Origin of the sequence: Arthrobacter sp. KBS0703, from assembly GCF_002008315.2 — a bacterium.
Classification (GTDB): domain Bacteria; phylum Actinomycetota; class Actinomycetes; order Actinomycetales; family Micrococcaceae; genus Arthrobacter.
On the sequence record NZ_MVDG02000001.1, the window covers coordinates 3,535,458 to 3,560,543 of the forward strand.

Consider the following 25,086-nt stretch of genomic DNA (forward strand, 5'->3'; position numbering starts at 1 on the left):
CCATCAGCCACGGTACGTTCACTGCTAGGCGCGGGCGCGCACCACGGGGAGGCTCGCCGTCGGCGGTCCGCTCGGGAAGACGGACGGCTCAGGCACCTCAACGGGCTCCAATGCCACCCGTACGGGCTCGGCCCCGACGGACCAGACCTGACCCCGAACGTCGACGTCCAGCTGTTCGCCGTCGAGGACGCTGAGCGTGATGGCGGCCGGATCAAGCTCCACGAGGAGCAGCCGCCCCTGGAGCTTCAGGTGGAAGGACAGGCTGTCCCATTCCTCCGGAAGCCGCGGGTCGAAGTAGGGCACGGCGCCCTGGTCCCGGAGCCCGGCGAAGCCGCACACCAGCGAGCTCCACACGCCGCCGGTCGAGGCGATGTGCACGCCGTCGATCGTGTTTCCGTGGGAGTCGTCCAGGTCGATGAACACGGCGTTCGTGAAGTGCTCCAGGGCCGCCTTGCGGTACCCCACCTCGGCGGCCATGATCCCCTGGACGCACGCGGACAGCGTGGAATCGCCGGTGGTGATGGGATCGTAAAAATCGAAGGCGCGGCGCTTCTCCTCGGCGGTGAATTCCTGCCACTGCAGGAACATGGCCAGCACCGTGTCGGCCTGCTTGAGCACCTGGTGCCGGTAGATCACCAGCGGGTGGAAGTTCAGCAGCAGCGGGTACTTGGACCGCGGCGTCGTCCAGTCCCACGGCTCCAAGGTCATGAAGTCGTTGTCCTGCGAGTACACCTTGAAGCGTTCGTCGAACGGCAGCTGCATCCGGGCCGCGGCGGCTTCCCAGAGCTGCCGCTCGGCGTCGTCGATTTCCGGGTGGTCCAGCGCCGCCGCAGCGCGCAGGTTAAACCGGGCCATGACGTTGGTGTAGAGGTTGTCGTTAACCACGGCCGTGTACTCATCCGGTCCGGTCACGCCGTGGATGTGGAACAGGCCGTCCTTGCCGAAGAAGCCCAGGGACACCCACATGCGGGCGGTCTCGATGAGCAGGTCCGCGCCCATGCCGCCGCGGAACTCGGAGTCGCCGCTCGCCCAGACGTAGCGGTTGGCGGCAAAGGCGATGGCCGCGGCGATGTGGAACTGCGCCGTGCCGGCGGCGTAGTAGGCGCTGGCCTCCAGCCCGTTGATGGTGCGCCAGGGGAACAGCGCGCCGTCCACGCTGAGCTCCTTGGCCCGAATCTTGGCGTCCGGCAGCATCTCGTGGCGGAACTCCAGGACCTGGCGGGCGCCGTCGGGGTTGGTGTACGTCAGGTACGGCAGGAGGTAGACCTCCTGGTCCCAGAAGTAGTGCCCCTCGTAGCCGGAGCCGCTCACGCCCTTGGCGGGGATGCCGGCAACCCCGGCGCGGGCCGTGGCCTGAGCCAGCTGGAAGAGGTTCCAGCGGATGGCCTGCTGCAGCTCCGGCTGGCCGCCCACCCGGATGTCCGCGGTGGACCAGTACTCGCGGTAGTGGGCCTCGCTTTCGGCGAAGACCTCACCCACCGGCCTGTCTCTTATACACATCTAGATGTGTATAAGAGACATCGCGCCAGCGTCTGTCTCTTATACACATCTAGATGTGTATAAGAGACAGCCTGGGCGTCGGCCGCTCCCGGCACGCCAGCCAGCGGGCCCCGGGCCACGGCGTAGCTGACGCTCTTCTCAAGCCGGAACGGCTCGTCCGCGCCCACGGCCAGCACGTAGCGGACGCTGCTGTCGTCCTGGTCCACGAGCGTATCGAAGGGCTGGTGCCCCGCGGACGTCCAGTGGTCCACGGCAACCCCCACGCGCTGCTTGGACTCCGCGGCCTCCCAGGACAGCCGGAGCGAGCCGTCGCCGCCGTCGAGCCTGAGGGGAAGCAGGACACGGCCGGCGTGCCGGCCCGCCCGGCGCGGATCATGCGCGGAATGGTCGTCCACCGGCTGGTCCTGCCGGTTGATCACGGACGAGGTGACGTCTGCGGACACGGCACGGTCCGCGGACAGCTCCAGCGAAATGCCCAGGCTGCCGCGGGACTCGAACCCTACCGCGCGGCGCTCCACCGTGGTGACCGTGGCGCCTGAGCGGCACTGCCACACGATGCGGCACTCGTAGATTCCGGTGGCGAAATCCGTGGTCCGGCGGTAATCGAGCACGGCGGATTCGGTGAGGCTGAGCGTTTCGCCGTCGATGATCACCGTGAAGTTGTTGGCGTCCGGGATGTAGAGGATCCGCTGGCCGGTGCGGGCGAAGCCGAAGGCATTTTCCGCGTGCTTGATGTCCCAGATCTCGTGGAATCCGTTGATGAAGCTGCCCGGAAGCTCAGCATCTGCCGCTGCCCAATGGGAGCCTCTGATGCCGAGGTGCCCGTTGCCGAGGGCAAAGAGCGTTTCGAGCGTGCCGGTCTGGCCGGGGGCGTGGCTAGTCTCCACGAGCTTCCAGGGATCGTTGGGGAAGCGGACGCGGTCAGCAGTGATGAGTGCCATGAGTGGCGTTCCTTAGGCGGTCGGAGGTGCGGCCAGGGTTGGGGGCCTGGCGGTCGGTTCTGCGCAGTCGGGTTAGGGCAGAGGGTCTAGAGGAGTTCGTCAAGGTCGTTGACCACAAGTGTGGCGCCGGCCTCCAGCAGGGTCTGGCGTCCTGCGCCCCGGTCCACGCCGATCACGGAATGGAAGCTGCCGGCGTTCCCCGCCTGCACGCCGGAGACGGCGTCCTCGACGACGACGCACTCTTCGCTGGGCAGGTCCAGGAGCCGGGCGGCGTAGTCATAGGTAGCCGGGCTGGGCTTGCCGGGCAGGCCTTCGGCGGCGGCCACGACGCCGTCGACCACCACTGCGAAGTGGTGGTCCAGTCCCGCTGCGTGCAGCACCGAAGGGGCGTTGCGCGAGGAAGACACGACGGCGACCTTCAGCCCGCGCGCCAGCACGGCTTCGAGGAAGCGCACCGATCCCGTGTACGGCTCCACGCCGGCACTCACGATGTCGTTGAAGATTTTGTTTTTCCGGTTGCCCAGGCCCTGGACGGTGGCGTGGTCCGGATGGTCGTCGGTGGGACCCTCGGGAAGCGTGATGCCGCGCGACGTCAGGAAGTCCCGGACGCCGTCGAACCTCGGCTTGCCGTCAATGTGGTCGAAGTAGTCGCTCTCGCGGTAGCCGGCCTTGCCGGGCTGGGACTCGAGGTAGCCGTCAAAGAGCTCCTGCCAGGCGCGTTCATGGACCACCGCCGTGGGCGTGAGCACGCCGTCGAGGTCGAACAGGATGGCGGAGGCGTCCGTCCAGCTGTTCGGGGTGCTGCCGGGGCGGGTATTCAGAAGATCAGTCATGCCTGGTGCGGTGTCCTTTCGGATGGCGGACAGCAGTGGTTGGGGACCATGCGGGGAGGAGGTGCGGCGTCGGCGACCGCGGGCGGAGCATCTTACGGCGCAGTGCCTCGACTGGGGAGCGCCCCGGGGGCGCGTTCAGGTGGCATACGTGCGCAGTCGCTCTGGGAAACGTCTACTTCCATGATGAGGCCGTTGTCCGGTCAGGGCAAACCCGCCCGGGTTCACACCCGCAGGAACATGCACATGCATCGCGTGGCCCGGCCCTTTCAACGCTTCAGTCGAGGACCGGTGGTTTCGGCCGAAGATGAGTGTAAGCGCTTGCAAATTTGGCCCGCAACTGTTTTTACCAACGCGCAGGATTTTGACGGCCCCGGGGACCCGGCGTGTTGCCTCGGTTCAGTTCAGGACATAGTGGCGGAGGAACGCGCTGACGTCCACCATCTCTGCCATGGACATTGCATGGCCCATGCCGGGATACGTCCGCGCCGTCAGCCGGGTGCGGGTATCCAGCCATTCGGCGGTGTAGGCGGTGGCATCCTCGTTGATGACCAGATCCGCCTTGTCCCTTCCCCAGAAAAACGGCGGCGGAACGTCAAAGGACTCGCTGAGCGCCAGCAGATCGTTGTCCAGGACAAAGCCGGAAAGTCCGACGACGGCGGGAAAGTCCCGCGGCCGCAGCCGCAGCAGCGTGCTCGCCATCGCCATGCCCTGCGAATAACCCAGCAGGGTCACGCTGCTGTGGGCGCCCTTGACCGAGTCGATCCAGGAAAAGACCGAGTTGGCGGCCGCAATGACGTCGGCAAAATCATTCGCCAGGAAATAGTCCAGCAGGAACCACCCGTAGCCGTCAGCGATCGGCATGGGCGCGCGCAGCGCCGCGCACGTGAATTCGGACGGGAGGTGGCCGAACAGATTCACCATCCGGGACTCGTCCGTGCCGTAGCCGTGCATCATCACCAGCAGCGGCGTGCCGGCGCGCTCATTTTCCGGCTTGGACCAAACAACTGTCTCCATCCGAACAGCCTAGCGATTCACCGCGGATCGATCCCGGGGCTGACCTGCGCGGATGATTGAAACGGGGGTTACCGCGATGTAGCCTGACGTTTGACAGCATGCTTAGCAATTGACGCATGACCGGCCGTACCTACCAAGTTGCGGGAAGTCCGCGAACGCAAGGAGCAAGTCATGAGAATCGGTTCCGCCATCTTCCTGATCGCCATCGGCGCCATCCTCGCCTGGGCCATCACCCCGGGACTCATCCCCAATGTCGACCAGACATTGATCGGCTACATCCTCATGGCCGTGGGCGTGATCGGGCTGATCGCTTCACTTGTCCTCGCGTCTCCCGGACGGAGCCGCCGCGTCAGCGAAACCCGCTCGGTCGTGGACCCCAACACCGGCGAGCGGATCACCCGCAACGAAAGCCGCGACGGCGGACTCTGACGGCGGACGGCAGGTCGCGCAGATGGGCGGCGCGCCATGGAAGCGGCCGGACGGCCGGCCGTGAACTCCCAGATCAACACCGGACCGCCGGGCCAGACCTCCGGGTCCGGCCCGGCATTTTGGTTTCATGTTGTTTTTCATTGACAAACCCACATGAACGAAGATAAAGTCAAGTAATTGCAGATCATGTGACTACAGTCACTGACCGGGCAGTCGCAGATCGGGCAGTCGCCCATCACCCAATCACTGGCCAGCCGGCAGCGGACCGGTTTCCAGCAGTCACGCAGTGCAGGACTTACGCAATGGAGGGTATGTGTTCGCTGAGGAGCGTCAGCAGCAGATCGCCGGGCTCGTGGCAGCCAGCGGCCGCGCCAGCGTCACCGACCTCGCCGAGCGTTTCCGCATCACCACCGAAACCGTCCGCCGCGACCTTGCCGCCCTCGAATCCGCAGGCACGCTGCGCCGCGTCCACGGCGGGGCCGTCTCCGCCGACCGCTTCAGCACCACCGAGGAAAGCATCCTCGAACGGACCATCCAGCGCCAGGCCCAGAAACTCCGCATCGCCGAGGCCGCCCTCAACTTCCTTCCGCAGGGCCCGTCCAGCAGCATCCTCCTTGACGCCGGCTCCACCACCGAGGTCCTGGCGGACCTCCTCGGCCGTCGCAGTGCCGGCGTAGCCGGCTCCCCGGGCGCGGACGGCGAAAGGGAACTGGTGGTCATCACCCACGCCATTCCCATCGCAGCAAAGCTTGCCAGTACCCCCGGAATAGCCCTGCAGATCCTCGGCGGCCGGGTCCGGGGACTCACGCAGGCGGCCGTCGGGCAGGCCACCGTGGACGCAGCGCACAAACTCCGCCCGGACATCGCCTTCGTGGGAACCAACGGCATCCACGCAAGCTTCGGCCTCAGCACTCCCGATCCTGAAGAAGCCGCCGTCAAGGCTGCCTTCGTCCACTCGGCCCGCCGCATCGTGGTGCTGGCCGATTCGTCCAAGCTGGACGCGGAAACGCTCGTCCAGTTCGCCTCGTTGAAAGATCTGGACACCGTGATCACAGACCGCAAACCCAGTTCCGAACTAGCGGCCGCCCTCGCCGAGGCCGGCGTCGAGGTGGTGATCGCATGATTGTCACCCTCACTGCAAATCCCAGCCTGGACCGGACGGTGGCACTGCCTGGACCGCTTGAACGCGGCGAAGTGCAGCGCGCAGTCTCCGTCCGGCAGGAATCCGGCGGCAAGGGCGTCAATGTCTCCCGCGCCCTCGTGGCGTCCGGGCTGGAGACCCTGGCGGTGCTTCCGGGCGCCGATTCGGACCCCGTCCTTGCGGGCCTGCGGGATGCCAAGGTGCCTTTCGCGGCGCTGCCCATCCATGAACCACTACGCACCAATGTGGCGCTCACCGAGCCCGGGGGCGTCACCACCAAGATCAACGAGCCGGGACCTGTCCTCAGCGCCGACGCGCAGGAGGCCCTGATCGACCTCCTCCTGGAACGCTCGCAGGGCGCCAGCTGGGTGGTCCTCGCAGGTTCCCTGCCGCCCGGAGTCCCGACCGATTTTTATGCCACCGTCACCCGGAGGCTCCGCTCCGCCGATTCCGGCACCGGCGTTCCGCAAATCGCCGTCGATTCCTCCGGAGGGCCGCTCGCCGCGGCCATCGCGGACGATGCGTCAGGAACAGTGTCCGGGAAACCGGACCTGCTCAAACCCAACGCCGAGGAGCTTGCGGAACTCGCCGCCGCAGCTGGTTTCGCCTCGGTGAGCACGGCTGAGGAACTCGAAGCGGATCCGGCGGCCGCCGCGGCGGCCGCCGCCGCCGTCGTGCGTTCCGGTGTGGGGGCCGTGTTGGCAACGCTCGGTTCGAAGGGCGCTGTCCTTGTGACGGCCGACGGCGCGTGGCTTGCCACGCATCCGCCGGTCACCGCGGTCAGCACGGTCGGCGCCGGCGATTCGTCGCTGGCCGGCTATCTGCTCGCCGCCAGCCAGGGCGCCGCCCCGGCTGACTGTCTTCGTCAAGCTGTGGCCCATGGTGCCGCAGCCGCTTCCCTGCCGGGCTCCACAGTCCCGGCAGTCCACCAAACCACCCCCGACGCCGTAACCATCACGGCCCTCCGGAAGGATTGACAGTGACTCAGCTCATCACCACCGACCTGGTCGAGCTCGACCAGAACCTGGGCAATTCGCCCGAGGACGTGATCCGGCACCTGGCTGGCAGGGTTGCCGCCACCGGACGCGCGAGCGAGGTCGAAGGCCTCTTCACCGATGCGTTCGCCCGCGAGCAGAAGACCGCCACGGGCGTGCCCGGCGGCATCGCCATCCCGCACTGCCGCTCGGCTGCGGTGACCGAACCGACCCTCGCCATGGCACGGCTGTCCCAGCCGGTCGATTTCGGCGCGAAGGACGGCCCCGCCGACCTCATCTTCTTCATCGCAGCGCCGTCGGGCGCGGACCAGGAGCACCTCAAGCTTCTGTCCAAGCTCGCCCGCTCCCTGATCAAGAAGGACTTCACCGGGGCCCTGCGCGCCGCGTCCAGCCAGGCGGAAATCGTGGAACTCGTCGAAGGTGCCCTCGCGGACAAGCCCGCCGCGGCACCCGCGGCAGCGGCCGCCCCCGCAGCAGCCGTATCCGGCGCGGCCGCAGCTCCGGCGAAGGGTGGCCCCAAGCGCCTCGTCGCCGTCACGGCCTGCCCCACCGGCATCGCCCACACCTACATGGCAGCCGACTCCCTTGTGGCAGCGGCCCAGGAAATGGGCGTGGACCTGCAGGTGGAGACCCAGGGTTCCTCGGGCGCCAAGCCGCTGGACCCCGCCATCATCGCCGCGGCAGACGCCGTGATCTTCGCGGTGGACGTGGATGTGCGCGGCAAGGAGCGTTTCGCCGGCAAGCCCGTCATCAACGCCCCCGTCAAGCGCGGCATCGACGAACCCGCCAAGATGGTCCGGGAAGCGCTGGAGGCCGCGGACAACCCGCACGCCCGCCGCGTTCCGCACTTCGGCGCCGAAGAGCAGGCCGAGCAGGAAGCCACCGAAAAGGGCGAACACATCGGCCAGAAGCTCAAGAGGGCACTGCTCACCGGTGTCAGCTACATGATTCCCTTTGTTGCCGGTGGCGGTCTGCTGATCGCCCTGGGCTTCCTGCTGGCCGGTTTCGATATCGCCCTGGGCACCAAAGCCAACGACATCCTGGCAAATAACACCCTGCTCAACCTTCCCGACGGGAACCTCGCCCTCTACCTGGGCACCGTATTCTTCAAGATCGGCGCCCTGTCCATGGGCTTCCTGGTCCCAGCGCTGGCCGGCTACATCGCCTACGCGATCGCCGACCGTCCGGGCATTGCGCCAGGTTTCGTTGCCGGTGCCGTATCCGGCTTTATGGGTGCCGGGTTCCTTGGCGGCATCGTCGGCGGCCTGCTCGCAGGCTACATCGCACATGTGATCGGGACCTGGTCGGTGCCGCGCTGGCTCCGCGGCCTGATGCCGGTCGTGATCATTCCGCTGCTCGCCTCCATCATCGCTTCCGGCGCCATGTTCCTGTTCCTCGGCGGACCGATCGCAGCCATCACCGTGGGCCTGAACACCTGGCTCTCCGGCATGTCAGGCGCCTCTGCCGTCGTACTGGGCATCATCCTCGGCCTCATGATGTGCTTCGACCTCGGCGGCCCGGTCAACAAGGTCGCCTATGCCTTCGCCGTCGCCGGTCTCGGTGCGGGAAGCGCCACCAACCAGGCGCCGTGGCAGATCATGGCAACCGTCATGGCTGCCGGCATGGTCCCGCCGCTGGCGATGGCCCTGGCCACCGTGCTGGACAAGAAGCTCTTCAGCCTCGCCGAGCGCGAAAACGGCAAGGCCGCCTGGCTGCTCGGAGCATCCTTCATCTCCGAGGGCGCCATTCCGTTCGCCGCAGCCGATCCGCTGCGCGTCATCCCCGCCAGCATGCTCGGCGGCGCGGTCACCGGCGCACTCACCATGGCCTTCGGCGTCACATCCCAGGCACCCCACGGCGGAATCTTCGTGTTCTTCGCCATCGGCAACGTGGTGATGTTCATCATCTCCATCCTCGTCGGCACAGTGGTTACCGCACTGGCAGTGATTGCGCTCAAACGCTGGGCTGCCAAGAAGGCCGTTGATACGGTGGAGAGCGTCCCCGTAACCGTCTGACCGCCCGCTGACCATCAGCACCCCGATCCCCCGCACTGCAATTGCAAGGAGCAGAAATGTCCGAACGTACCGCAACCGTCGCCAGCCGAGTAGGCCTGCACGCCCGTCCGGCAGCCATCTTCGCCGAGGCAGCCGGCGAATTTGACCTCGACATCACCATCGCCCGCGAAGGGGAGCCTGCCGACGAAGCAATGGACGCCGCAAGCATCCTGTCCCTCATGAGCCTCGGCGCATCGCACGGCGACGTTGTGGTGCTCCGGGCCGACGGTGAAGGCGCCGACGCCGCCCTCGAACGCCTGGTCCAGATCCTGGAAACGGACCACGACGCCGAATAGGCCCAGCAAGTTCACGGCCGGTTTCCTCCGCAGCACCCGTCAGGGAACTGCGGAGGAAACCGGCCATTGCCCTTTCCGTAAGCAAACTTAGTAGTTTCTTGTTTTTGTTCCGGAGCACTACTAGCTTGGATTTGGATAGTTGCATTTGCGGCCCCGCCGTTCGATACGGCCCCGGAAACCCCGGGCTGAAGGAGGATGACAGAGTGGCAATCTTGCAGGAAAGCATCGAAGTCGAAGTTCCCATCAGCACCGCCTACAACCAGTGGACGCAGTTCGAATCGTTCCCGCAGTTCATGAAGGGCGTCGAATCCGTCGAGCAGATCGACGAGACCTCACTCCACTTCCGCACCAGCGTGGCGGGCATCAAGCGCGAATTCGACGCTCAGGTCCTGGAGCAATCACCAGATCAGTGCATTGCGTGGGTAAGCAAGGACAAGCCCCGCCACGCAGGCAAGGTCACGTTCGAAAAACTGGGCCGGGACCTCTGCCGTGTCTCGGTGGCGCTCGAATGGGAGCCGGAAGGGCTGGTTGAGAGGACCGGCGCCGCCGCCCATGTGGACGAACAACAGGTCTCCGCAGACCTGCTGCGCTTCAAGGAATTCATCGAGTCGCGCGGCATCGAGACCGGCGCCTGGCGCTCTGCCGTCGACAACGGTGAGGTCGACGCCCCCGACGCCCACTAACCACCTGAAGCCGGAGGTAGGCATGCCTGAGAAAAAGAACCCCAGTTTGAAAGATCCCGAACTGTACGATGAGCTGCGCGAAGACGGGGCCTCGAAGCAGAAGGCAGCCCGCATCTCCAACGCGGCAGCCAAGAAGGGCCGGTCCGAAGTTGGCCGCAAGGGCGGCAAATCCGGTGACTACGACGACTGGACCGTCGCCCAGCTGAAGGCACGGGCCAAGGAAATCGGCCTCAAAGGCTACTCGGACAAGAAGAAGAGCGAACTCATCTCAGCGCTCAGAAACTCCTGAGCGGAGTTCCATGAGACCGCGGGGCAGGGTGCCCGCCTCGTCAGGCGCCCTTCCGCGCTGTCTTAGCGGCCGTCGTCTTGCTGGCAGCCGTAGTTTTCGTAGCGCTGCCGGACTTCGCCGTCGTGCCCGACTTCGCCGTGCTCGTCTTGGCGGCTGCACCGGCGGGTTTGGCAGCGGAGCGCGTAGCGGTCTTGGCAGTAGCCTTGGCCGCGCTGCCTTCCTTGGCTGCGCCGGTTTTCGCGGCGCCGCTCCTGCCGGTTGCACTCCTGCTCGCCGTCTTTGCCGCGGGCTTGGACGGCCCGCCGGAGTCCTCTCCCCCGCCCGCTCCCCGCTTCTTCTCGAGGCTGCGCTTCAGGGCCTCCATGAGGTCGATCACCTCGCCGGTGCCGGACTCGGCGGCCGCCGCCCCGAATGTCTCCTCGGTGTCCAGGGAATCGCCCTTTTCCAGCTTGGCCTCGATGAGCTGGCGGAGCTGGGCCTGGTAGTCGTCCGTGAACTGCTCGGGCTCGAAGTCCGACGCCATGGACTCCACCAGCGCTGCCGACATTTCACGTTCCTGGGCGGAGATGCGGACCGATGTTTCCAGGGCCGGAAAACCTGCCTCACGCACCTCGTCCGCCCACAGCAGGGCCTGCAGCATCAGGACGTCGTCGCGGATCCGCAACGCCCCCAGGCGGGTCTTGTCCCGCAGCGCAAACTGCACGATGGCCACGCGGTCCGTGTCCTCGAGCGCCCGGCGCAGCAGCATGTAGGCCTTCGGAGACTTCGAATCAGGCTCCAGGTAGTAGCTCTTCTCAAACATGATGGGATCGAGCTGTTCGGCCGGCACGAACTGCACCACTTCGATCTCGTGGCTGTTTTCCGCCGGAATGGACTTGAGCTCGTCGCGCGAAAGGATCACCGTCCGGCCATCGTCCTCATACGCCTTGTCGATATCCGCATAGTCCACAATCGTGCTGCACACCTCGCAGCGGCGCTGATAGCGGATCCGCCCGCCGTCGGCGTTGTGGACCTGATGGAGGCTGATGTCGTGGTCCTCGGTGGCGCTGTAGACCTTTACCGGGACGTTGACCAGCCCGAACGCAATGGCGCCTTTCCAGATGGCTCTCATGACACAAGTGAACATCACACTGCGCCGGAGGTGAAGACCTGTGGCCGGCGGTAAGGAGCGCGTCCGGGTGGGCGGCCGGGAATTGACCCTGACCAATCTGGACAAAGTGCTCTACTCTGCCACGGGCACCACCAAGGCTGACGTCCTGGCCTACTACGCCGCCGTGGCGCCGGTGCTGATTCCGGCGGCGGCCAACCGGCCGGCCACGCGCAAGCGGTGGGTCCACGGTGTGGGGACAGCTGACGAGCCCGGCCAGATGTTCTTCCAGAAGAACCTGGACCACTCCACCCCGGGCTGGGTTCCCCGGGTCGCCATCACCCACAAGACGAGCACCAACTACTACCCGCTGGTCAACGACCCCGCCACGCTGACCTGGCTGGCGCAGATCGCCTCGCTGGAGATCCATGTCCCGCAGTGGCGCGTGGACTCGCACGGCAACGCCCTGCCGCCGGACCGGATCGTGCTGGATCTGGACCCCGGCGAGGGCGCCGGACTGCCGGAATGCGCTGAGGTGGCCAGGCTGGCGCGGGCCATCCTGAAGGACGTGGGGCTGGATCCCGTTCCGGTCACGAGCGGCAGCAAGGGCATCCACCTCTACGCCGCCCTGGAGGGCACGCAGACCTCGGACCAGATATCCGATTTCGCCCACGAACTGGCCCGCGCCCTTGAGGCGGACCATCCGGACCTTGCCGTCAGCGACATGAAGAAGACGCTGAGAACGGGCAAGGTGCTGGTGGACTGGAGCCAGAACAACGCCGCCAAGACCACCATCGTCCCCTACTCCCTCCGCGGGCGGCTGACACCCACAGTTGCTGCTCCGCGCACCTGGCGGGAGCTGAGTTCTGCGTCTGTCTCTTATACACATCTAGATGTGTATAAGAGACAGGTCATGCGGCGGGTCAGGGCAGGCAAGGACCCGTTCGCCGTCGTTGACGAGCGCAGCGGACTCGCAAGTGCCGCCCCGCCCGGCGCGGAAGGCAGCGGCGGAAGCCACGCCGCCCAACGCGGTGCCGGCACCCGCGCCGCCGGCAGCCACGGCGAAGAGCTCGACGGCGGCACCCGCCGGAGCGGGGGCCACGATGACCCGCGGCTGGACAAGTACCGGTCCCTGCGCGACCAGGACGAGACACCGGAGCCGTTTACCGCCGAGAAACACCACGGTGCCAGGTCCGGGCATAAGGACAGGGACGCGACCGTCGGGGCCGGGCAGCAGGCCGGCACCGGGGAGAAGGCTGCGGGGGAAATCTTCGTCATCCAGGAGCATCATGCCAGCCGCCTCCACTTCGACTTCCGGCTCGAGCACGAGGGCGTCCTGGTGTCCTGGGCCCTGCCCAAAGGCGTACCGGAAACGGGAGCCAAGAACCACCTGGCGGTCCAGACCGAGGACCACCCCATGGACTACGCCACGTTCGAGGGCACCATCCCAAAGGGCCAGTACGGGGCCGGCAGTGTGAGCATCTGGGATAGCGGCACTTACGAACTGGAAAAGTGGGTCAACGGCAGGGAAGTCATTGCCACGCTGACGGGCCGGGAAGGCGGCGGACTGGGCGGGACCAGGAAGTTCGCCCTGATCCATACCGGGCAGGGCCAGGGCGAGCAGTCCCAGTGGCTCATCCACCTGATGGACAAGGCCCACGGCGTCCGAGGCAACCGCAGCGCCCCGCCCCAGCCGGCTCAGGACGGGGCGGCCCAGGATGGGGCACCACAGGATGCGCCCGCCGACGGGGGTCCGGCTCAGGACGCCCCGGCTCAGGACCGGCCGTCCCTGGCCGGGCGGTCCCTGGCCGGGCCGTCCCCGGCCGGGCCGTCCCTGTCTCTTATACACATCTAGATGTGTATAAGAGACAGGCCCAGGCCATGCCCGGCCCGCTGGCAGCAGCGGCGGAAGCACTGTCACCGAGGACCCGGTCCCCATGCTGGCCACGGCCGGGACGCCGGCGGATCTCCACGGCAGCGACTGGCTCTTCGAACTCAAGTGGGACGGCATCAGGGCGCTGGTGGTGGCGGACAGCGGGAAGATCCGGCTGCTCAGCCGCAACGGCATCGACATGTCCGCCAGCTACCCCGAACTGACCGAGCGGAGCTGCTGGCCGCCGCAGGACTTTATCGCCGACGGTGAGATCATCGCCGTCGGGCCTGCCGGCAGGCCCGACTTCGGCGTCTTGCAGGGACGGATGAAACTGACCAAGCCGGGCGATGTAAAGAGGGCCCGCGCCGCCATCCCGGTGAGGCTCATGCTCTTCGACCTGCTGGCCGAGGACGGACGTGACCTTCGCAGGCTCCCCCTCTGGCAACGGCGGGAACGCCTCGCAGGGTTCTTAAGCCCGTCGGACTGCCCCGTGGAGCTGTCCGAAACGCTCGATGACCGGGTGGAACACATCCTGGATAGCGCACGCGAACTTGGCCTTGAGGGCGTGATGGCCAAGCGTACGGACGGCCGGTACGTCGGCGGCCAGCGGAGCCGGTCCTGGATCAAGCTCAAGATCGAGCAGACCCAGGAGGTGGTGGTGGGCGGCTGGCGTCCCGGAAAGGGCGAGCGGGCCGACACAGTGGGCTCGCTGCTGCTGGGCATTCCGGACGGCAAGACGCTGCGCTATGTGGGCCGCGTGGGCAGCGGGTTCAGCATGCGCGAGCTCAAGGAGCTGCGGCAAACGATGGACGGGCTGGCTCGCAAGACCTCGCCGTTCGATGATGTGCCTGCCGCCGACGCAGCTGATGCCCGTTGGGTCAGTCCCGGGCTGGTGGGCGAGGTGACCTTCGGCGAGTGGACCGGCAGCGGAAAGCTCAGGCATCCCGTGTGGCGCGGCTGGCGGCTGGACAAGAAACCGGAAGACGTCGTCGCCGAGTCCCCTCCCTGAGGCCCGTCCCTGAGCCGCGGCCACGAGGACGACGCGCAAAACGCGCCGGGATACGCATATGGCCTGGGGACTCCCGAATTCGGGTGTCCCCAGGCCATATGAGCATCCTCAGGCCGCTACGACGAGTGCGGCATCTGCGGGCGGCTGGTCCGGTGGACCGCAGTCACGGCGGCTCCCTGGTCCATGCGGCCGTGGCCTGAGCCGCGGTCCTTGGGGTGGCGGCGCTTGCCGTTGCCGTCCGGCCACTGCCGGCTTCCGCCCATGGCAGCGGTGGCCGCCATGGTTTCCGGAGTTGGCAGCGGCGGCCGGTCCATGGATTCCGCCAGGTGTGCGGCCACGTCCGGTTTGATGGTGCTTCCCTTGTTCTTGTCAGCCATTTGTTCTTCCTTTCCGCGATGAAAATGAAGTGTCCACCCATATTAGGGTCGCGATTCCGGCCTGCCTGCCGGAACCAGAAGCAATCTCGCACCAGTTCCGGGGGTGCTTCAACTTGGCCCGCAGCTGCGTCCAGCAAAAACGACGAACAACTCGGGGTAACGCGGAGGCACAGCCTCAACAGGCGCGGTATTTGTGGTCGGATGTGGAAGGCGGGGCACGGCGAACGTCGGCGGGAACCGACGGCTGCCATGCCGGCCCGTTACTCAAAGATCAGTGTTCCCATGGCTCCACCATAGGCAGAAACGGGCCGGCCGGGAACCCCGCGGCGGCCACTCAATCTTCGGCGTTGCTGCGGAACGAGCCCTCCCAGACGGCCCTGGATCCCGACTCCCCGATCTGCACCACGGTGAACACCGTTCCGCCGCACAGTATAAGGACAAGCACGACGGCGATCGCACCCATGACGCGGGACCCGGCCGTGCCCAGCCTGCTGCGCAGACCGTCCGCCTGCGTGGCGCCGTACCGGAACCACAGCCACTGCACCAGTGCCGCAATGAATACGCCCATGACCCAGAGCAGGAGTGTCCCGCCCAGCTGCATGTGCGCGTTGATCCGGGGCGTTGAATCGACGCGGGCCAGCAGCCACGCACCCGCCGCAGCCGTCACCGGCACGAGGACCAGCGCCGCGAGCGCCACCAGCGGCGTGACGATCCCCAGGCGTCGCCTGGCAACGGGCCAGACGATGCTGAGCACCACGCACAAGGCCGCCAGCGGAACAATGACTACGGTGGCGTGAACGAGCAACACATGCATTGGCAAGCCGGAAACCTCGTAGTCCATGCCGAACACCCCTGTCTGGATTATCGAACCCATAAATCCACGTCCCGCGGTACGCGAATACCGGACATACCCACACAGACGAGCGCCGGCGTCGAACGGTTCAATTGAACGGCTCACGGGGACCGCCCACACCGTCTCCAATGGGCTCACGGCCGGCCGGGAACACGACGAATACCCCGAAATACGGGCCTGTAACGGCCCCATCCAGAAAAAGGTTTGGTAACGATGCCCTCCACCCCCGCTTTCCGCAGGATGACGCGGTCAGATCGGCCAAAATAAATATGATTTGTTGCCTCGTGGCGGCGCTGAACGCGTGATCATACGGCACGAAACTCTCAATTTCCATGGAAATCACGTAAAATTGAAGGCCTGCCCAGAGCGGGGCAGCTACAAGTCGCAAGCAATTGACCTCCACAGGAGTCGCACAAATGCCCACAGACCGAAGCACGACCGACTCTTCAGCAGGCGTTCTGAACGCCAGCGGAACCAACAACATTGCACCCCCGGGTGCGAAAAAACCGAAGCTACTGGCGCGGCGCCGACTCAAGGTGTCCGACGTCAACGTGGTAGACCAGCCAATGCTTAAGAAAGCGCTCGGCGGAACCATCGTGGGTAACACCATGGAATGGTACGACGTCGGCGTGTTCGGCTACCTGATCACCACCATGGGACCCGTGTTCCTGCCCGAGGCCGACAAGTCCGTGCAGACACTGTTCCTGTTGGGAACCTTCGCCGCCACGTTCATCGCCCGCCCCCTGGGCGGCGTGATCTTCGGCTGGCTCGGCGACAAGATCGGCCGGCAGAAGGTGCTTGCCGCAACCCTGATGCTGATGGCTGCCAGTACTTTCGCCGTCGGTCTCCTGCCCGGCTACGCCCAGATCGGCATCTGGGCCGCAGCGCTCCTGGTTGTCCTCAAGCTCGTCCAGGGCTTCTCTACCGGCGGTGAATACGCCGGCGCCACCACGTTCGTGAGCGAGTACGCTCCGGACAAGCGACGCGGCTTCTTTGCCAGCTTCCTGGACATGGGCAGCTACCTTGGCTTCGCCATGGGCGCAGCGCTGGTTTCAGTGCTGCAGCTGACCCTTGGCCAGACCGCCATGGAGGAATGGGGCTGGCGCCTGCCGTTCCTACTCGCTGGCCCCCTCGGCCTCATCGCCGTGTACTTCCGGAGCAAGATTGAGGAATCCCCGCAGTTCCAGGCCACCCTGGACGCCCAGGAAGACCTCAACAAGGACGCTGCCGCCGGTGATGAAGCTGCCGCCAAGGGCCCGGTGGGCATCGTCAAGGCTTACTGGCGTTCAATCATCGTAGCCATGATCCTGGTGGCTGCGGCGAACACCGCAGGCTATGCCCTGACCTCCTACATGCCGACGTACCTCACGGAGTCCAAGGGTTACGATCCGGTTCATGGCACGCTCCTGACCATCCCCGTGCTGGTCATCATGAGCCTCTGCATCCCGCTGACCGGCAAGCTGTCCGACCGGATCGGGCGACGTCCCGTGCTGTGGATCGGTGCCATCAGCACCGTGGTGCTGGCAACTCCGGCGTTCCTGCTGATCGGCATCGGCGACGTCTGGTCGACGCTGGCCGGACTTTCGCTCGTCGCTTTCCCGGTGACGTTCTACGTGGCGAATCTTGCCTCAGCACTGCCGGCGCAGTTCCCCACAGCCAGCCGCTACGGCGCCATGGGCATCACCTACAACTTCGCCGTGGCCATCTTCGGCGGAACCACGCCGTTCATTGTTGCCGCGCTGATCAGCGCCACGGGCAACGACATGATGCCTGCCTACTACCTGATGGGAACCTCGCTGATCGGCGCTGTGGCCATCTACTTCCTGAAGGAATCGGCCCAGCGACCCCTGCCGGGCTCCATGCCCAGCGTGGACACGCAGGCCGAGGCCCACGAACTTGTGGCCACCCAGGATGAAAACCCGCTGATCGACCTGGACGACATGCCGTTCGATACGCAGGCAGAGGAACCCGAAAAGGTTCCGGCCCGGGTCTGACCTTGTAGTTCAGAGCCCCGCCCTGTGAGGCCTGCTTTGTACGTTGCTCCCTGTGACAGCGTCAAGGCAGGCCTCACACGCGTCTGGCAGACTTTTGGAGACTGAATGCACAGAAGACTGGAGGTAGCGGTGGCCCACGTCTTCATGCGGCATCTCCGCGCGCTGCATAGCCTTGGCCCTGCCAACAACGATCATCTGTCCGCCCTGCGCGTGGCCGTGAGCGTGGCCGTCCCCTCTCTGGTTCTCCTCGTTTTCGGACGGCCCGAGCTGATCATCTACGCCGTATTCGGCGCACTCACCGGCATGTACGGGAGGTCCGAGCCCCACCAGCTGCGGCTAAGGCACCAGTTGCAGGCCGCGCTGGTCCTGCTGTCCGGCGTGGGAGTGGGTGTGTTCCTCTCCGTCAATCAGCTCCATTCCTGGCGGCTCGTGGGCATAGAGGCCCTGCTTGCCGGCGCAGGCTCGGTCTACTCCGACAAGGTGCGGCTCAAGCCCAACGGCCCCTTCTTCGGCATCCTGGCGCTCGGTGCCTGCGCCTCTGTCCCCGCGGTCGTTCCCTGGTACGTTGCGCTGCTCATCAGCGCCGGATCTGCGGCGTTTTCCCTGCTTGTGGGCTTTAGCGGCTGGGTTCGGCGCCGCACCTGGAGCGACGGGGCGGTGCGGGAGTCCGCCAGGCTGCGCGGTCGGCTGCGGAGGAAGGCCGTCATCCATGCCGCGCGGTACGTGGTGGCGGTTGGTGCCGCCGGGACAATTGGCGTCATCACAGGCAGCGGTCACCCGCACTGGGCCATGGCTGCCGCCGCGGTTCCCCTCGCCGGCGCCGACCTTCCAAGCAGTGTGCACCGCGGGCTTCACCGCATCATGGGAACGTTCCTTGGCCTGGTGGTGGTCGCCGTCGTGCTTCTTCCGGCCCCTTGGGCCCCGTCGCAGTTCCTCCCCGGAGCGGAAGCCGCCGTGCTGGCATTGCTGGTCATCATCTTCCAGTTCACCACCGAGCTGTTCATGACCCGGCACTACGGGCTGGCGATGGTCTCCTTCACGCCCGTCATTCTGTTGATGACGCAGCTGGCGGCTCCGGCCGACCCGTACGTGCTCATTGCCGAACGCGGCGTTGAGACAGTCGTGGGGGCGGTGATCGGCATCCTCGTGGTGGTGTTTATCCGGGCGCGCCGGGGTCCTGTTCCTTTGGCCTCCGCGGCGGGCCTGCCATGAAGCGGTCCGGCAGGATCCGGGCGGCCGCGGCAAGCACCTTGTAGCGCTTGGTGGGAATCGAAACCGCCTTCCCCCGCGCGTTGTCCGCCAGCCCTTCCCCGACCACGCGGCCCGGATGCAGCCACGTCCAGCGCGGGACGGCGGACTTGTCCATCCCCATGCGGTCGTGGAACTCCGTGTGGACAAAACCGGGGCAGACCGCCGTCACCTTGACGCCCCGGTCCGCGTAGGCGAGGTTGGCCCACCGGCTGAAGCTCAGCAGCCACGCCTTCGCCGCAGAGTACGAGCCGCGCGGAAGGAACGCCGCCACGCTGGCCACGTTGATGATCCGGCCGGAGCGGCGTTTCAGCATTCCCTGCAGGGCAGCGTGGCTCAGCACCATGGCGGTTTCCACGTGCAGCTTCAGGTGCTTCTTCTCGTCCTCGATGCTGTTTTCGTCAAAGTTGAGCAACAGCCCGATCCCGGCGTTGTTCACCAGCACGTCCACCGGGCGGGACGGGTCCGACAGGCGCGCGACGACGGCGGCCACGCCGGCGTCGTCAGTCAGGTCCGCGGACAGCACCTCCGCCGTGGTCCCGTACCGCCGCTGCAGGTCCGCTGCGGTTGCCTGCAGTCGCGCCTCGTCGCGTGCCACCAGCACGAGGTTGTGGCCCTGCTCGGCCAGCTGGCGGGCGAATTCGGCCCCGAGGCCGGCGGTGGCACCGGTGACAAGGGCTGTGGGGTTGGCGGTGTTCGGCGTCATGCCAACAGCCTAGCTTCGCGGCAGCGCGGGAGGCAGGGCTGTTGGCAAGACCGGATGCCGGGCCGTTGGCGCGACGCCGGCCGGATCGGAGATCAGGCTGTGATCATGCGAACCTGGCCAGCGGATTATTGAGCCGTCCGGCCTTCTGCAGGCCGCCCGACGGGCCCGTGAGGTCCAGCATCTGCTGGTTGTTGCGCAGCTGCAGCCGGTTGAGGCAGGACAGTTCGAAGTCCGGCGCGAACAGATCGTGGCGGGCAAACTGGTCCTCGAGCTCCGGATGCCGTAGCTGGTAGTCCCGGATCGCCCCGGCGGCCACGCCCCAGAAGTCGTCTCCACTGAGCTTCCCGTCCTCCACCAGCAGCGCGCTGATGAAGCGGAAAATGCAATCGAACACGTCGGTGAAGATCGCGAGGACCTTGTCGCCGTCGGGGATATCGGCCCGGATCCGTGCCACCGCATCCGGCAGGTCCAGCCCGTCTCCCATCACCACGATTTCCTCGGCGATGTCCTTCATGATGGCCCGGACCGGAACGCCGTCTTCGAGCACCAGGATCACGTTCTCGCCGTGCGGCATGAACGCGAGCTCATACCGGTAGACGCAGTGCACCAGGGGAACGAGGTAGGCGTCGAAGTATCGGCGCAGCCACTCGTCCGGCGCCAGCCCCGACTGCTCGATGAGGGCAGCGACTATCGGTTTGCCGGCGGCGTCCACATGCAGCAGCGACGCCATGGTGGCCAGTTGCTGGCCGTCCTTGAGCAGCGGCAAGGGACTCTCCCGCCACAGGGCCGACAGCATTTTCCGGTAGGGCGAGTCCTTCGCGGATCCGGCCTCGTAGTGCCCGTTGTGGTAGCCGATGGCCGCCGTCTCACTGATCATGGCGAAGCCGCTGCGCTGCAACGTGCTGTCCCGTGCGATGAGCTCCCTGAGCCAGTTGTTGATGGCCGGAGTGGCCTTCATGTACTGCGGGGAAAGCCCCCGCATGAAACCCATGTTGAGGACGGACAGGGCAGTCTTGACGTAGCTCTTTTGTGGATCGTCTGTGTTAAAAAACGTCCTGATGGACTGCTGCGCCTGGTAGGTGTCCGCTCCCGCGCCCACGTGCACAATGTGCTGCCGGGCTATCTCGGCGGCAAAGGTCACGGTGATCTTGTTTTCCCACTGCCAGGGGTGGACCGGCATGAGGAAATACTGCGCCGGATCCAGACCCTGCGCCCGGACCGCGGCCTCGAAGTACGCCAGTCCGGCCGCCCCCAGTTCGGCTTCCAGGTGGCGCTGGTAGTTCAGCCCCTCGGCCGAGCTAAACACAGCCCTGCTGCGGTGCACGGCGATCCATTCCAGCTGCACGGGCGCCCCGGACTCGGGCGCGAACGCCTGGTAATCGGTGATGCCGAACCCGAGCCGGCCGTTGTTGGCAACGAAACACGGGTGGCCTTCGGTCATGCTCCGCTCGATCGCCTGGAAGTCGGCCGCGGGATCTGCCCCTCCCGTGACACCGGCGGCAAGTTGCCCGGCAGTCGGCTGCCCCTTCCACTGTTTGAAGGCGTGACTGGACAGCGTGCTGCTGATTTCCTCCAGGTACACGGGAAGCATTTCTTCCCGGATTCCCAGCGCATTCCGGAACTCGCTGATGAAACTGAGGGCATCCGCGGCGGACTCTGTCCCGTTCCGGATGCAGCGGATGGAGGCGGCGTCGATGGACCAGTGGTCCAGGTCCAGTACCCGCGCGGCGAAGGAGTACTCCACACTGCCATCGTCGCTCAGGACCCGGTAGGCGGTGAGCCTCGGCGCCGCATGAAGGTCCGCCGGTGCCCGCTTCCCTGCGGGTGCCTCGATTACTTCGGGTGCCGTGATCGCCTGAGGTGTCAGGATCCGTTCGTGGGAAAACTCGGCGAGCGCCTTGCGGACCAGGTGCCGGTTCGCCCGGTTCCACAGTTCGGGCTGCAGGTGGGCGATGGACTGCCCACGCGATAGGTCGGATTCGACTTCGATGATGGTCACAGTGAGGCTTCCTGGTCGGGGGTGAACTGGTCGGTGGTGAACTGGTCGGTGGTGGGCTGGTCAATGGTGAGGTGGTCTATGGCGGAATGGTCCGTAGCGGGGACGTCAGGGCCAGGCTCGTGGAGGGTAGGGCGGTGGCGGGCCGTCCGGGCGGATTGGAAGTCGGCCCGGGTGCAGAAGCTGAGCAGCGCTTCCTTGTCCGGCAGGGTCACCACTCCCGCAGGCGTGAATCCGAGCCGCGAATTCAGAGCATGGATCTTGGCATTGCGCGCATCGGGCTCCACCACCACGCGGTCCACGCCCGTCTTCAGGAAGAGGCGGTCCAGGGCCGCCTCCATGACGTCGGCCGTGAAGCCGTTCCGCGGCCTTTCCGGAGGCGCCACGAGCAGGTGCATGCCGATGTCCCCGGGCTGCACGGCGTAGGCCTGGTTCAGGGGTGAGAGCGCCGGAAGGTATTCCTCCATCAGGAAGGCGGGGACGCCGCCGTCGAGTCCCAGCAGCGCGTGGTGATGCCCGCTGGATTGGATCTTGGAGTATTCCTCCACAACGTCCTGCACCGTGGTGGACTGCATTCCCCAGAAGGCGGCATAGGACCGTGTCACCCATCTGTGGATGAGCGGGGCGTCACCTGTTGCGTCGAGGCAGCGGAACGTGAAGCTCATGCCGGCACCTCGGCGTGGCCCTGCATTCCGCGTGCCGGCAAAGCACTGTCCCGCGCCGCTGGGGACGGCGCGCCGAACTGCTGGAAGGCGATGCTCCGCTCCACCGGATACACCTCCCGTCCCGTGATTTCCCGCAGGATGCACGAGTTCCGGTAGGCCGCCATGCCCAGGTCCGGGGTGACGAAGCCGTGGGTGTGGAGTTCGGCGTTCTGGACAAAGATTTCGCCGGGTTCGACGCCGGTGCTGTAGTTCCGCTGCACCGCAAACCTGCCGCTGCTGTCGCGTGAAATTCGGTCCTGCACGCCGGCGAGGAACGCGGGCTCGCGGTAGGCGTACCCGGTGGCCAGTACCACCGCCTCGCTGTCGAGCCCGTAACCGACGCCCTGTTCCTCGTGGCGCAGCTCCAGCCGGTGCGAGTCCGTGGACGCGTTCCATGAAGCTCCGGTGAGCGTCGAATGGGTCAGCAGCCGGGTGTCCACCATGCCGGAAAGGCTCTTGGTGTAGAGGAGATCGTAGATGGCGTCTATCAGGTCGGAATTGATCCCTTTGTAGAGATTTTTCTGGCCTCGGACCAGCCGGTCACGCTGCTCCTGCGGCAGGGCGTGGAAGTAGTCCACATAGTCGGGAGACGTCATCTCCAGCGTGAGCTTGGTGTACTCCAACGGGAAGAAGCGGCCGGACCGGGTCACCCAGTTGAGCTGGTACCCGTGGACGTCGATGTCCTGCAGAAGCTCGTAGTAGATCTCCGCCGCGCTCTGGCCGCTCCCCACGATGGTGATGCTGCGCCGCTGCTGGAGCTCGCTCTTCCTCGCCAGGTAGTCGGCGTTGTGGAGGACCAGACCGCCGGCCGTGGCTATCCCGGAACAGGCGTCGGGAATGTACGGCGCCGTGCCGGTGCCGAGCACCAGCCGTCGCGCCCGAAGCACCTCCTGCCCGTCCGGGCCGTTTACCGCAATCCGGTACACGCCGTCGTCGTAACTGACCGCCGTGACGTCCGTGCCGAACCGGACCGAGGCCAGCTGGCCCGCCACCCACTGGCAGTACTGGTTGTACTCCGCCCGCAGCGGGTAGAAATTTTCCCGGATGTAGAAGCGGTACAGCCTTCCGGTCTGCTTGAGGAAGTTGAGGAAGGAATAGGGTGACGTCGGATCCGCCAGCGTCACCAGGTCAGCCAGGAACGGGACCTGCAGGTGGGCCGGCTCGAGCATCATGCCGGGATGCCAGTCGAAGGACTCCCGGCGTTCCAGGAACACACCGTCCAGGCCGTCGACCGGTTCGCTCAAGGCGGCCAGGCCCAGGTTGAAAGGCCCGACGCCGATTCCGGCGAAGTCGTAAACGCGGCCCCTGCCGGAGGTGCTTCGTGCGGTGGTGCCCGATGCCGACGTGCTCATGCGCGTGCCTCCCGGGCTGCAGCGGCGGATCCGCCCGCGGGCGCGGTGCCGGTCAGGCTCTCCCCTGTCCGCCGGACGAGCTCGATGATCTCCCGGATGTCCTCCAGCGTAGCCTCGGCATTAAGCAGCGTGAACTTCAGGAAGTGCCGGCCAGCGACCTTGGTCCCGGCCACCACCGCTTCGCCCGAGGCAAAGACGGCAGCACGGATGGCCGGATTCAGGCTATCGGCGAGGTCCTCGGACAGCCGCGTCCCGTCCGCGAACACCGGCCGGTAGCGGAACACCAGGGTGCTCAGTTGCGGCTCGACCGCCAGTTCAAAGTCGGGATCCGCCGAGAGCACCGTTCCCACGCGGGCGGCGAGGTCGATCGCCTCGTCGAGGAGCGCACCGATGGCATCGGCCCCCATGATGCGGAGGGTGAGCCACAGCTTGAGGGCGTCGAACCGGCGCGTGGTCTGGATGCTCTTGTCCACCTGGTTGGGGATCTCGGCGCGCGCGGCGGCTTCCGGGTTCAGGTAGTCGGCGTAATACGCCACGTGCCGGAGCATGGCGCTGTCCCGGACCACCAGGGCGCTGGAGCTGACGGGCTGGAAGAAGGTCTTGTGGAAGTCAACGGTGACGGAGTCGGCCAGCCGGATTCCGTCCAGGAGGTGCCGGTACCGGTTGGACACCATGAGCCCGCCGCCATAGGCAGCATCCACATGGAACCAGGCACCGTAGCCGCGGGCCAGGGCGGCGATCTCGGCTAGCGGGTCCACAGCGCCGAAGTCGGTGGTCCCGGCCGTGGCGACAACCGCCATCGGCACCAGGCCGGCGTTGCGGGCAGCCGCAATGGCACCGGCCAGTTCGGAAGGATCCATCCGGTGATCGGCGGCGCAGCAGACGGACACGACGGCGTCGAAGCCCAGCCCGAGCATGGACGCCGATTTCCGGATGCTGAAGTGGCTGTCCGCCGACGTGAAGATCCGCAGCTTCTCCAGCAGTGCCGGCAGCCGGAGCCCCGCGTTCGCCGGATCGAGCCGCAGCGCCGCCACGGTGTGGTTCCGCGCGGTCAGCAGCGCCTGGAAGTTGGATTGGCTGCCGCCGGAGGTGAACACGCCGTCCGCATCGCTTCCGAGCTGCAGGCGCTCCGCGGCCCAGTCGATGAGGCGCCGCTCGATCATCGTAGCGCCGGCGCTCTGGTCCCAGGTGTCCATGGACGAGTTAACGGCAGACAGGACGGCCTCGCCCACGAGCGCCGGAATGACCACCGGGCAGTTCAGGTGCGCGGCGTACTTGGCGTCATGGAAATAGACGGCATGGCGCAGGTACATGTCCTGCAGTTCATCGAGGGCGGCGGCGGTGTCAGGCAGGGGCCGGTCCAGGTCGACGGCGTCCACGCGGCTCTTCATCTCGGCAGGGGCGACGCCGGTGAACGGCTGTGAGGTCCGCTCAAGTTTGGTGGCCACGGCGTTGACTCCCTGCAGCACCTGCGCCACGTACCGGGGGGCATTGCGGGTATTGAAGAGATGGTTGCTGGCTGCGAGGGCCAGCTCCACTCCGGCCCCGAAGTCCACGTCCGGCGAAATCTGGCTGCGACGGCTGGAACCGGCCGTTATCCCTCCTGCGGGGTATTCGGCGTCGGCTTCTTGGTCCAGGGGTGTTTCGTCCACATCGGGCGGCAGGGTCATGGCAGTCATCCTTTTATCGGGATCGGGTCCGCTCAGTTGCGG

At 66.3% G+C, this 25,086-nt stretch carries 19 protein-coding genes and 2 pseudogenes; 10 read left to right on the forward strand and 11 right to left on the reverse strand.

Features of this window, described 5'->3' with window-relative positions:
- Nucleotides 1-24: 24 nt before the first annotated feature.
- The 3 genes and pseudogenes from B1A87_RS16445 to B1A87_RS16455 all read right to left on the reverse strand — a co-directional run bounded on the left by B1A87_RS16445 (nucleotide 25) and on the right by B1A87_RS16455 (nucleotide 4,288).
- Nucleotides 25-2,441: pseudogene (locus tag B1A87_RS16445) on the reverse strand (glycoside hydrolase family 65 protein).
- 86 nt (nucleotides 2,442-2,527) lie between these two features.
- On the reverse strand, nucleotides 2,528-3,274 hold the full coding sequence (locus B1A87_RS16450; RefSeq protein ID WP_078029089.1) for an HAD family phosphatase: 747 nt from the start codon (nucleotides 3,272-3,274) through the stop codon (nucleotides 2,528-2,530).
- Between the two features lie 396 nt (nucleotides 3,275-3,670).
- Nucleotides 3,671-4,288 (reverse strand): alpha/beta hydrolase, encoded by a 618-nt coding sequence (locus tag B1A87_RS16455; protein WP_078029088.1) that lies wholly within the window; start codon nucleotides 4,286-4,288, stop codon nucleotides 3,671-3,673.
- Between the two features lie 171 nt (nucleotides 4,289-4,459).
- On the opposite strand from B1A87_RS16455, the gene B1A87_RS16460 reads away from it, so the two are divergent.
- The 7 genes from B1A87_RS16460 (at nucleotide 4,460) to B1A87_RS16490 (ending at nucleotide 10,175) form a co-directional block, all read left to right on the forward strand.
- Nucleotides 4,460-4,717 (forward strand): DUF6458 family protein, encoded by a 258-nt coding sequence (locus tag B1A87_RS16460; RefSeq protein ID WP_078029087.1) that lies wholly within the window; start codon nucleotides 4,460-4,462, stop codon nucleotides 4,715-4,717.
- Between the two features lie 313 nt (nucleotides 4,718-5,030).
- A complete protein-coding gene (locus B1A87_RS16465; protein ID WP_078029086.1) occupies nucleotides 5,031-5,840 on the forward strand; it encodes a DeoR/GlpR family DNA-binding transcription regulator in 810 nt (269 codons plus the stop codon).
- A complete protein-coding gene (locus B1A87_RS16470; RefSeq protein WP_144275852.1) occupies nucleotides 5,837-6,835 on the forward strand; it encodes a 1-phosphofructokinase family hexose kinase in 999 nt (332 codons plus the stop codon). The genes B1A87_RS16465 and B1A87_RS16470 overlap by 4 nt, the downstream gene beginning before the upstream one ends.
- A gap of 2 nt (nucleotides 6,836-6,837) precedes the next feature.
- Nucleotides 6,838-8,868: a fructose-specific PTS transporter subunit EIIC gene (locus tag B1A87_RS16475; RefSeq protein WP_078029085.1), complete on the forward strand. Its 2,031-nt coding sequence runs from the start codon at nucleotides 6,838-6,840 to the stop codon at nucleotides 8,866-8,868.
- Between the two features lie 56 nt (nucleotides 8,869-8,924).
- Nucleotides 8,925-9,203, forward strand: coding sequence for an HPr family phosphocarrier protein (locus B1A87_RS16480; protein WP_056631563.1), 279 nt, complete (start codon nucleotides 8,925-8,927; stop codon nucleotides 9,201-9,203).
- Between the two features lie 203 nt (nucleotides 9,204-9,406).
- Nucleotides 9,407-9,886 carry an SRPBCC family protein gene (locus B1A87_RS16485; RefSeq protein ID WP_078029084.1) on the forward strand — a complete coding sequence of 160 codons (480 nt, stop codon included), beginning with the start codon at nucleotides 9,407-9,409 and terminating at the stop codon, nucleotides 9,884-9,886.
- A 22-nt stretch (nucleotides 9,887-9,908) separates the two neighbouring features.
- Nucleotides 9,909-10,175: a Rho termination factor N-terminal domain-containing protein gene (locus B1A87_RS16490; RefSeq protein ID WP_078029083.1), complete on the forward strand. Its 267-nt coding sequence runs from the start codon at nucleotides 9,909-9,911 to the stop codon at nucleotides 10,173-10,175.
- Between the two features lie 40 nt (nucleotides 10,176-10,215).
- On the opposite strand, the gene B1A87_RS16495 is transcribed toward B1A87_RS16490, so the two are convergent.
- A complete protein-coding gene (locus tag B1A87_RS16495) occupies nucleotides 10,216-11,286 on the reverse strand; it encodes a Ku protein (RefSeq protein WP_078029082.1) in 1,071 nt (356 codons plus the stop codon).
- Between the two features lie 40 nt (nucleotides 11,287-11,326).
- Here B1A87_RS16495 and B1A87_RS24125 point away from each other — a divergent pair.
- Nucleotides 11,327-14,144: pseudogene (locus tag B1A87_RS24125) on the forward strand (ATP-dependent DNA ligase).
- A gap of 116 nt (nucleotides 14,145-14,260) precedes the next feature.
- Here the strand turns inward: B1A87_RS24125 and B1A87_RS16510 are convergent.
- Together B1A87_RS16510 and B1A87_RS16515 are read right to left on the reverse strand one after the other, a co-directional pair.
- The gene (locus tag B1A87_RS16510; RefSeq protein WP_078029081.1) at nucleotides 14,261-14,521 is read right to left on the reverse strand and encodes a hypothetical protein; all 261 of its coding nucleotides are present in this window, start codon (nucleotides 14,519-14,521) and stop codon (nucleotides 14,261-14,263) included.
- A 334-nt stretch (nucleotides 14,522-14,855) separates the two neighbouring features.
- The gene (locus tag B1A87_RS16515) at nucleotides 14,856-15,395 is read right to left on the reverse strand and encodes a DUF2231 domain-containing protein (protein ID WP_260680900.1); all 540 of its coding nucleotides are present in this window, start codon (nucleotides 15,393-15,395) and stop codon (nucleotides 14,856-14,858) included.
- 395 nt (nucleotides 15,396-15,790) lie between these two features.
- Between B1A87_RS16515 and B1A87_RS16520 the strand changes: the two genes are divergently transcribed.
- Nucleotides 15,791-17,368, forward strand: a complete 1,578-nt coding sequence (locus tag B1A87_RS16520) for an MFS transporter (protein ID WP_078029080.1) — start codon at nucleotides 15,791-15,793, stop codon at nucleotides 17,366-17,368.
- 105 nt (nucleotides 17,369-17,473) lie between these two features.
- Entirely contained in the window at nucleotides 17,474-18,580 is a 1,107-nt protein-coding gene (locus B1A87_RS16525) for an FUSC family protein (RefSeq protein WP_260680901.1), read from the forward strand.
- Here B1A87_RS16525 and B1A87_RS16530 read toward each other — a convergent pair.
- The 5 genes from B1A87_RS16530 to B1A87_RS16550 all read right to left on the reverse strand — a co-directional run bounded on the left by B1A87_RS16530 (nucleotide 18,525) and on the right by B1A87_RS16550 (nucleotide 25,044).
- Entirely contained in the window at nucleotides 18,525-19,322 is a 798-nt protein-coding gene (locus B1A87_RS16530) for an SDR family oxidoreductase (RefSeq protein ID WP_078029079.1), read from the reverse strand. The genes B1A87_RS16525 and B1A87_RS16530 overlap by 56 nt on opposite strands.
- Before the next feature lie 103 nt (nucleotides 19,323-19,425).
- Complete coding sequence (locus B1A87_RS16535) at nucleotides 19,426-21,321, reverse strand: IucA/IucC family siderophore biosynthesis protein (protein WP_078029078.1); 1,896 nt, start codon at nucleotides 21,319-21,321, stop codon at nucleotides 19,426-19,428.
- A complete protein-coding gene (locus tag B1A87_RS16540) occupies nucleotides 21,318-21,983 on the reverse strand; it encodes a GNAT family N-acetyltransferase (RefSeq protein WP_078029077.1) in 666 nt (221 codons plus the stop codon). Before B1A87_RS16540 ends, B1A87_RS16535 begins: the two co-directional genes overlap by 4 nt.
- Complete coding sequence (locus B1A87_RS16545) at nucleotides 21,980-23,374, reverse strand: lysine N(6)-hydroxylase/L-ornithine N(5)-oxygenase family protein (RefSeq protein WP_078029076.1); 1,395 nt, start codon at nucleotides 23,372-23,374, stop codon at nucleotides 21,980-21,982. Before B1A87_RS16545 ends, B1A87_RS16540 begins: the two co-directional genes overlap by 4 nt.
- Entirely contained in the window at nucleotides 23,371-25,044 is a 1,674-nt protein-coding gene (locus B1A87_RS16550; protein ID WP_078029075.1) for an aspartate aminotransferase family protein, read from the reverse strand. The genes B1A87_RS16545 and B1A87_RS16550 overlap by 4 nt, the downstream gene beginning before the upstream one ends.
- Nucleotides 25,045-25,086 lie beyond the last annotated feature (42 nt).